We start from the raw sequence: 8,913 nt of genomic DNA, 5'->3' as shown, positions 1-8,913 counted from the left end.
GGCCGGGCAGGTGGTTCAGAGTCAAGATCTTGGTGCGCGTGACGCCGGTGTATTCAATTTTTCCTGGGACGGGATGACCGATACGAATATCCAATCGCCTGATGGCATTTACAGGTTTTCGGTCGAGGCTGCACAGGGTGGAAGTCCCGTTGTGGTGGACGCACTGCAGATTGGCACGGTTGCTGCTTTAGTACGATCAAACAGCGGATTCCTGCTCGATCTTGGAGCGCTCGGAACCGTAGATTTCAGAGACGTACAACAGATACTCTAAGGATAGGGGGAAGAAATGTCATTCCAACAAGGTTTGAGCGGACTTAACTCATCATCCAAGGCGTTGGACGTGCTTGGTAACAACATTGCCAACGCCAACACCGTAGGCTTCAAATCGGCCGAGGTTCATTTTGCCGACGTTTTTGCTAACTCACTGGCGGGTAGCGGCGCCTCGCAGGTCGGCATTGGCAGCGCAATCTCGGGTATCCAGCAAGCCTTCAGTCAGGGCAACGTAACGGCGACCAACAATCCGCTCGATATTTCAATCAATGGCGGCGGTTTTTTTCGCATGGATCGAAATGGAGAAATAACCTATACGCGGAATGGGCAGTTCCATCTCGACAACGCCGGGTACATTGTCAACGATCAGGCGATGCGATTAATGGGATTTCCGGCTGATGCAAACGGATTGATTACCGCATCAAGCCCGGTTGACCTGCAATTATCGGCAAGCCAGATCAGTCCGCGGGCGACCAGTGATCCCTTGGCAGGAACGTTGACAGCCAATCTGAACCTGGATTCGCGTGAAGGCGTGCCAGCAGTTACTCCGTTCAACTTCGCTAATCCGCAGACGTACAATTACTCGACCGCATTGTCGGTGTATGACACACTGGGTGTTGCGCACACGTTGACGATGTACTTTCAACGGGCTTCGGCCGGCGGGCCGTGGAATGTGTACGGCACCATGGACGGAGCGACTCCGCAAGCCTTTCCGTCGCAACTGGCCTTCAACACTTCAGGTGTCTTGACGACTGCGATGCCACTGGTACTCCCCTCGTGGGCACTGACCACGGGTGCAGCCTCGCCCTGGTCTCCCGGCTCCATGGACTTTACGGGGACTTCGCAATATGGCAGTGCGTCCAGCGTTGATCGGTTGACCCAGGGTGGGTACACCACCGGTAGCCTGACGGGTTTGAGCGTCGGTTCCGACGGTGTGGTTCAGGGTAGATACAGCAATGGCCAAGCGCGCAATCTGGGCCAAGTCGTGCTGGCTACATTCACAAACCCCAATGGTTTGCAGTCGCTGGGCAACAATCAATGGGCATTGACGTCAGTGTCCGGGCCGGAATTGGTCAGTGCGCCGGGAACAGGAAGTCGAGGGGTGCTGCAATCCGCTTCCGTGGAGGAGTCCAACGTTGATTTGACTGCGCAACTGGTCAATATGATTACGCAGCAACGCAACTACCAGGCCAATGCGCAAACGATCAAGACCCAGGATCAGATACTGCAGACGCTGGTTAACCTTCGCTAAGGCGGATTGAAGCAAAACTGAGGCCGTTATGGATCGCCTGATCTACACCGCAATGACCGGCGCCAAACACGCCTTCCTGCAACAGGCCGGTGTTTCACAAAATCTGTCAAATGCTTCGACAGTCGGTTATCGCGCCATGGAGCACAAGTTTCGCGCGGTACCTGTTCAAGGTGACGGCGCCCCAACACGGGCATTTGTGGTGGACGCGTCGGTGGCCGATGTGTTTGAACAAGGTCCGCTGATGGCGACAGGCCGTCCGCTTGATGTGGCCGTTCAGGGGGCAGGCTGGATTACGGTGGAAACTCCCGATGGGCGCGAGGTGTACACCCGGGCCGGAAACCTTCAAGTCAACACCAATGGTCAACTTCAGACCGCCACTGGATTGAACGTGCTGGGCGACAACGGCCCGATCGCAATTCCCCCGGACAACAGCATCACGATCGCTCCGGACGGAACGATTTCCACCGTTCCGCTGTTTGGCGCACCAAATAACGTCAGTGTTGTCGGGCGCATCAAGCTGGTAAACCCGGCTGAAAACGATCTGGTACGCGGAGATGACGGACTTTTCCGAACCAGGGTCGGCGAGCCGGCTGTGCTAGATGAAAACGTCAAACTGGCTCCTGAAACACTGGAAGGCAGCAATGTGAACGCAGCCGACTCACTGGTCAACATGATCACCTTGGCTCGTCAGTTCGATATGCAGATCAAGATGCTGCAGACAGCTGACGCCAATGCCAACAAGGCAAGCCAGATTCTTTCGATGAACGCCTAACAGGATTAGCACGCATGATCCGTACTCTGTGGATTGCCCGTACCGGCATCAATGCCCAGCAAGTCAGCCTGGAGGTGATCGCCAATAATCTGGCCAACCTCAGCACCCCTGGCTTCAAGCGGCAGCGTCCCGTATTTGAGGATCTGCTCTATCAAACCTTGCGCCAGCCTGGGGCTCAGTCGTCGCAGTCGACCCAGATTCCATCCGGCCTGCAAATCGGTACCGGTGTTTCGCCCGTCGCGACTGCAACCATTTTCACACAGGGCGCTTTGCAGCAAACAGGCAACGCGCTCGATGTGGCCATTGATGGGCAGGGTTTCCTGCAGATCCTGTTGCCCGATGGAACGACGGCCTATACCCGAGATGGCTCGTTTCAGAAAGACAATCAGGGCCAGTTGGTAACCTCAAGCGGATATCCTGTCCAGCCGAGTATCACCATTCCGTCCGATGCCCTGACCGTCACGATCGCCAACGATGGCGTGGTTTCCGTTACGCAACCGGGGAATTCTTCTGCTACGCAAGTTGGCTCATTGCAGCTCGCGACCTTTATCAATAACGGGGGCTTGCAGCGAATTGGTGAAAACCTCTATCTGGAAACGGCGTCGAGTGGATCGCCGACTCCGAATACGCCTGGCACCAATGGTTCGGGGGTTCTCCTGCAAACTTATGTCGAGACGGCGAACGTCAACGTTGCCGAGGAACTGGTGAGTATGATCCAGACCCAACGCGCTTATGAAATGAATACCAAGGCGGTGAGAACAGCGGACGAAATGCTCGCGCGACTGGGTCAGCTGTAATGCAGCGATGATGAAAAATCGGTTCTTATTGATTCTTCTCGGGATAGTTATCGGTGGCTGTACAACCGTGCCGCCAACCAACGTGCATCAGCCGATGAGTGCACGCCCGGCGCCGCGGACCGAAACGCTCCCGGCATCAGGCAGTATTTACCAGGCCGGCGCTTCACGAACGCTGTTCGAGGATCGCCGTGCCCGCTACGTCGGCGACACGATGACGATTGCGATTGCCGAAACGACGTCGGCCTCAACAAAATCGAATACCAACGCCAGTCGATCCACCAGCATCGACGCCTCGGTACCGCTGATCACCGGCTTGCCGGGCAAGTCACTCCAAGGACTGGGCTTGTCGGCAACCAGCTCAAACAGTCTGGCTGGAAAAGGTGACGCGGCAGCGAACAATGTGTTTACTGGAACGATCACGGTTACCGTGATCGAGGTGCTGTCCAACGGCAACCTTCTTGTGTCTGGGGAAAAGCAGGTGTCCATCGGAGCTGGCACCGAATACATCCGGCTTTCCGGGATCGTGAATCCCTATTTCATCAATGCGGCGAATACGATCAGCTCAGGGAATGTGGCTGATGCGCGAATCGAATACAAGGAGAGTGGCGTGATCAGCGAAGCGCAGGTCATGGGCTGGCTCGCACGATTCTTCCTTTCTGTTTTGCCCTTCTGAGGAGTCAGTCGTGAAGATCAATAAGACCGGCAAATTCCTGCACTTTGTGGCAATTCTTGCCTGTAGCGTCTTGCCGCTCTTCAGTGGTGCCGCATGGGCGGATCGAATCAAGGACCTGGCCTCGGTTCAGGGGATTCGGAACAACCAGTTGGTGGGCTATGGGCTGGTTGTCGGACTCGACGGGACAGGCGACCAGACGACACAGACGCCGTTTACCACACAAAGCATTATCAATATGCTGGCTCAATTGGGCACCACGTTGCCGACGACTCAATCCCTGCAACTGAAAAACGTTGCGGCGGTGATGGTCACTGCGAATCTGCCAGCATTCGCGAGAATCGGTCAGCAAATCGATATAACCGTATCGTCAATGGGCAATGCCAAAAGCCTGCGCGGCGGCACCTTGGTGATGACCCCATTGAAGGGCGCCGACGGGCAGATTTACGCCCAGGCGCAGGGTAATCTTCTGGTTGGAGGCGCTGGAGCAGTAGCCAGCGGGAGCAAAGCCGTGGTTAACCATCTTCTGGCGGGTCGAATTGTTGCGGGTGCCACGGTGGAGCGAGAGGTGCCTACAGCGCTGGGGCAGGGTCCTTTTGTTCATTATGAAATGAGAACTACCGACTTCGGCACCACGCAACGCGTGGTCGAGATGATCAACCGTGAAATGGGGCCCGGGACGGCGCAAGCGGTTGATGGGCGGCTGATTCAGGTTATTGCCCCAGAGGGATCCAGTGCCCGGGTGGCTTTCATGGGCCGAATCGAGAATCTTGAAGTTCGTCCGGTGAAAGCAATGGCCAGGGTTGTCGTGAATCCTCGCAACGGGTCTGTCGTGATGAATCAGATGGTCACCATCGAGTCCTGCGCTGTCGCGCATGGCTCGCTTTCAGTGGTAGTGAAAACCGCGCAGGAGGTTAGTCAGCCAAACGCGTTTGCCGATGGGCAGACGGTGACAACCTCGCAGTCCGACATCGAAATCAAGCAGGGTGGCGGGGCGCTGATGCATTTGAAAGCTGGAGTGAATCTTTCGGATGTGGTCAGGGCGATTAATGCGCTTGGCGCGAATCCTCAGGATTTGATATCGATCCTGCAAGCGATGAAGTCGGCGGGTGCCTTGCGGGCCGATCTGGAGGTGATCTGATAACGGTGCCGTGAGATAACAGCCCGGAAGCGTTATGCCGGGCGCGGAAATTGCTAGGATTCAGCTATGAAAGCTGAAAACCTCAATTCAAGCCATTTTGTCCTTGATCCCAAGGTGACCGCCGACCTGCGTGTCAAGATCAAACAGGATCCCCAGGGCGGCTTGAAGCTGGCAGCGCAGCAGTTTGAAGGCATGCTGTTGCAGATGATGCTTAAAAGCATGCGTGACGCCTCTCCGCAAGATGGCTTGATGGACAACGATCAAAGCCGTTACTTTACGAGCATCCTGGATCAGCAAATGGCACAGGATCTTTCCGCGCAGGGCAGGCTTGGTTTTGCCAAGCTGATCGAGCAGCAACTGGGGCGCAACATGCCCTCTGGTTCGTCGTTTGACCCGGCATCTTCGCTGGCGGCGTTGCAACAGAGTTTGATTCAGCAGCAAGCGGCAAATTCTGCCGTTTCGTCAGGTGGCGGAGCCGAACGCGTGCGCAGTGCTCCGGCAATAAACAACGAGTCAGCGGTGGCGGGCGCGTCCGGGAGTAGCAGTGATTTCGTCAATCGTATCTGGCCACACGCCGTCGAGGCGTCCAGTGCCATTGGTGTACCCCCGCAATTCCTCGTTGCGCATTCGGCCCTTGAGAGTGCCTGGGGCAAGAGCGAGATTCGAAACGTGAATGGTTCCCCGACCTACAACCTCTTTGGTGTCAAGGCCGGTCGCAATTGGCATGGGCCTTCGGTAGAAGTTCAAACCACCGAATATGTGAATGGTGTTGCACAGACTTCTCGTGAAAAGTTTCGGGTTTATGGCTCCTACGCCGAGTCTTTCCGCGACTACACGAATCTTCTGCTCAACAACCCGCGCTATTCGGAGGTGCTTGGGCAGAAGGATGGCGCTCAGTTTTCTCGTTCACTGCAACAGTCAGGGTATGCCACTGACCCTATGTATGCAGACAAACTCAGCCGGATCATCAACGGCGCAACCCTGCGGCAGGCTCTGGCCGGTTAGCAGGAAACCTTAATTTTTCGGCGGATTTGCCGTTAGTGTCATGGCAAAGGAGTTCTCTCCATGGGGATAATCAGTACAGGTATCACGGGTCTGCAGGTCGCTCAACTCGGCCTATTGACGACAGAGCACAATATTACCAATGCCAGTACGCCAGGTTTCAGCAGGCAGCGCACGATTCAGGTGAGTAATATTGCCACGTTGTCCGGGGCGGGATTTATCGGCCAGGGCGCCCATGTGTCGACTATCGAACGCATGTACGACACATTCCTGTCGGGGCAGGTCAATCGCGCACAGACAACCAGCAGCGAACTGGACGCGTACTTTACCCAGATCAAACAAATCGACAACATGTTGGCCGACCCGAACGCCGGCGTCTCGCCGGCCTTGCAGGAATTCTTCCAGGGAGTACAGGAGGTCTCGGCCAATCCTTCACAGTTGCCAGCGCGCCAGGCGATGATCTCCTCGGCGCAAGCGCTGGTAGCTCGTTATCAGGGGCTGGAGGACCGGATCAGTCAGATGTATGAAGGTGTGAACAGCCAGATAACGACGGCGGTTGCTTCGATCAATTCCTATTCGGAGCAGATCGCCAAACTCAACGAAAGTATCATAAGCGCTGGATCATCGATCAATCAGCCACCCAATGACTTGATGGATCAACGCGATCAACTGATTCTTGAGCTCAACAAGCTTGTCAGAGTAACAACTACGACCAACTCGGACGGCAGTTACAACGTCTATATTGGCAACGGACAACAATTGGTAACGGGCACGCAGGTGACGAAGCTGACGGCGTTGCCTTCGATCGCTGATCCGTCGCGCCTGGCCGTGGGCCTGCAAACCGTCAGTGGTTCGCAGGAGTTGCCGGAGTCGCTGGTAACCGGTGGCACGCTTGGCGGGTTGCTGAGTTTCAGGAGCGGATCGCTTGATCGCGTCGCCAACGATCTCGGGCGAAATGCCGTTTCACTGGCACTGACATTCAATGCACAGCACGCGCTTGGTCAGGATTTGCTTGGCCAGTCGATTGGCAACGCAAGTTTCGTGGCCGACTTTTTCACTGTCTCACAGCCGATAGTCATTGCCAATGGCAATAATAGTCTCGTAACGCCAGCCACCATCTCAGCTTCTTTGGTAACGCCGCCACCTATCGATGGCAGTTATTCACTGGCATTGAATGGGGCGGGAACGCTTTATACGTTAACTCGGCAGTCGGACGGAACCGCTTGGACCGGAGCATCCCTTGCAGCGCTGCAGGCGGCCGTTCCTGTCGGTGAAGGGCTGACATTGACGGGTTCAGTCGTTGCGGCCGGTGCGTCGACGCAGGTATTTGGTCCCGCAGCGAACGGTGCCAACTACTACACCAAACTGACTGGTTCCGATTATCGTCTGGACTACGACGGCGCGAATTATACGATTACCCGGTTAACCGACAATACTCAATGGTCAAACGCGTCCCTCGCAAGCTTGTCGACGACGGTGGCAGGTAGTGAAGGGTTTTCGTTTTCACTTGCTTCCGGTACGGTGGCCAGCGGTGATTCATTCATCATTCAGCCAACGCGTGACGCGGCAAGGAATATTGCAGTCAATCCTACTCTGGCGGCAGATGCCCGTTTGATTGCTGCTTCGATGCCGATCAGAACTGCGGCAGCCAATACCAATACGGGGACGGGAGCCATTTCGGATGGCAAATCGCTGCCGGGTTTCGGAACGCCGGCGTTTCCGGCGGGTGGTGTTTCATTGACCTTTGGCAGCGCAGGAAACACGCTCACATTGGCAGGTGTTCCGGCGGGCGCAAACATTTCGGTCACCGTAGGCGGCTCCACAACCGTGTATCCAGGGCCGACCATACCCTACACATCCACCGCGACGATATCGTTTGCCGGGGTCAGTTTTGAAATATCCGGAAACCTGAACAATGGTGACGTGTTTTCCCTGGGCAACAATACGGCCGGGGTATCCGATGGGCGCAACGCCCTGGCATTGGGACAACTCCAGACACAGAACACCATGTCGGGGAAAACCGCAAGTTATCAGACGTCCTATGCGCAACTGGTCAGTGACGCCGGCAACAAATCGCGCGAAATCAACGTAAAAGGTCAGGCGCAAAGTGCCTTGCTCAAACAAGCCACGGATGCTCGGGACTCGCTTTCGGCTGTCAATCTCGATGAGGAGGCAGCGAACCTGATTCGTTATCAGCAGGCATATCAGGCATCGGCCAAGATGCTGGACATCGGTAGCAAGTTGTTTGACGTCTTGCTAGCGATTCATTCCTAAGGGGATTTTCATGCGTATCAGCACGAATCAGATCTACGATGCCGGCGCACTCGGCATTCAGCGCAATCAAAGTGCCCTCTACAAACTTCAGAACCAGTTGTCGTCCGGACGCCGTGTGCTTACACCGGAGGACGACCCGGTCGCCGCGGCGCAGGCACTGATTGTCACCCAGACCAGGGACGTGAATGCACAACACATAAAGAATCAGGGAAACGCCAGCGGCCAGCTGGGGTTGCTTGACAATCAACTGAGCTCCCTGACCGACTTGCTACAGAATGTTAGAGAGCGAGTTATTCAGGCCGGCAATACCGGTACGCTCACTAATTCTGATCGACAGACAATTGCGACCGAACTTGAATCACGTCTGGGTGAAATGCTGGGCATCGCCAACAGCCGCAATGGATCCGGTGACTATCTTTTTTCCGGATATCAGGGAGCGACACTCCCCTTCGCAATTGATGCTTCGCAGTCTGCCGTGCCCCCTGCAAGCACGTCACCCGTGGGTTATTTTGGCGACGACGGCGAACGATTGCTGCAGGTTTCTTCATCACGACAACTGGCGGTCAATGTGGCGGGCAGCGATGTGTTCATGAGTGCAAAAGGAGGCAATGGTACTTTTGCTACGTCAACGGGTGGGAATATCGGCGGAGGGATCAACCAGGGTACTGCTGCGATTGACCAGGGATCGGTGCTCGATCAGCAGAAATGGCAGGTGGCGGTGAATGGCTTTGCCTG

At 55.7% G+C, this 8,913-nt stretch carries 9 protein-coding genes; all 9 read left to right on the top strand.

All coding sequences use genetic code 11. The annotated features are described in order from the left end of the window. Positions 1 to 271, top strand: a 271-nt coding sequence (locus tag PROAA_RS09500; RefSeq protein WP_281182262.1) for a flagellar hook assembly protein FlgD, incomplete at its 5' end; no start/stop codon positions are given. Between the two features lie 15 nt (positions 272 to 286). Continuing rightward, on the top strand, positions 287 to 1,522 hold the full coding sequence (gene flgE / locus PROAA_RS09495; protein ID WP_186411118.1) for a flagellar hook protein FlgE: 1,236 nt from the start codon (positions 287 to 289) through the stop codon (positions 1,520 to 1,522). 28 nt (positions 1,523 to 1,550) lie between these two features. Next, positions 1,551 to 2,294: a flagellar basal-body rod protein FlgF gene (gene flgF, locus PROAA_RS09490; protein ID WP_186411117.1), complete on the top strand. Its 744-nt coding sequence runs from the start codon at positions 1,551 to 1,553 to the stop codon at positions 2,292 to 2,294. A 14-nt stretch (positions 2,295 to 2,308) separates the two neighbouring features. Further along, entirely contained in the window at positions 2,309 to 3,091 is a 783-nt protein-coding gene (flgG, locus tag PROAA_RS09485) for a flagellar basal-body rod protein FlgG (protein ID WP_186411116.1), read from the top strand. A 7-nt stretch (positions 3,092 to 3,098) separates the two neighbouring features. Next, positions 3,099 to 3,764, top strand: coding sequence for a flagellar basal body L-ring protein FlgH (locus PROAA_RS09480; RefSeq protein ID WP_186411115.1), 666 nt, complete (start codon positions 3,099 to 3,101; stop codon positions 3,762 to 3,764). A gap of 10 nt (positions 3,765 to 3,774) precedes the next feature. After that, a complete protein-coding gene (locus PROAA_RS09475; RefSeq protein WP_425394008.1) occupies positions 3,775 to 4,902 on the top strand; it encodes a flagellar basal body P-ring protein FlgI in 1,128 nt (375 codons plus the stop codon). Between the two features lie 66 nt (positions 4,903 to 4,968). Beyond that, positions 4,969 to 5,907: a flagellar assembly peptidoglycan hydrolase FlgJ gene (gene flgJ / locus PROAA_RS09470; RefSeq protein WP_186411114.1), complete on the top strand. Its 939-nt coding sequence runs from the start codon at positions 4,969 to 4,971 to the stop codon at positions 5,905 to 5,907. A gap of 60 nt (positions 5,908 to 5,967) precedes the next feature. Next, a complete protein-coding gene (gene flgK, locus PROAA_RS09465) occupies positions 5,968 to 8,178 on the top strand; it encodes a flagellar hook-associated protein FlgK (RefSeq protein ID WP_186411113.1) in 2,211 nt (736 codons plus the stop codon). Positions 8,179 to 8,188: 10 nt separating this feature from the next. Beyond that, positions 8,189 to 8,913: flagellar hook-associated protein FlgL (flgL, locus tag PROAA_RS09460; RefSeq protein WP_186411112.1), on the top strand; the 725-nt coding region annotated here is incomplete at its 3' end.

It is taken from the genome of Candidatus Propionivibrio aalborgensis (genome assembly GCF_900089945.1).
In the GTDB taxonomy this organism is placed as follows: domain Bacteria; phylum Pseudomonadota; class Gammaproteobacteria; order Burkholderiales; family Rhodocyclaceae; genus Propionivibrio; species Propionivibrio aalborgensis.
This window is presented reverse-complemented; position numbering and strand designations above follow the sequence as displayed.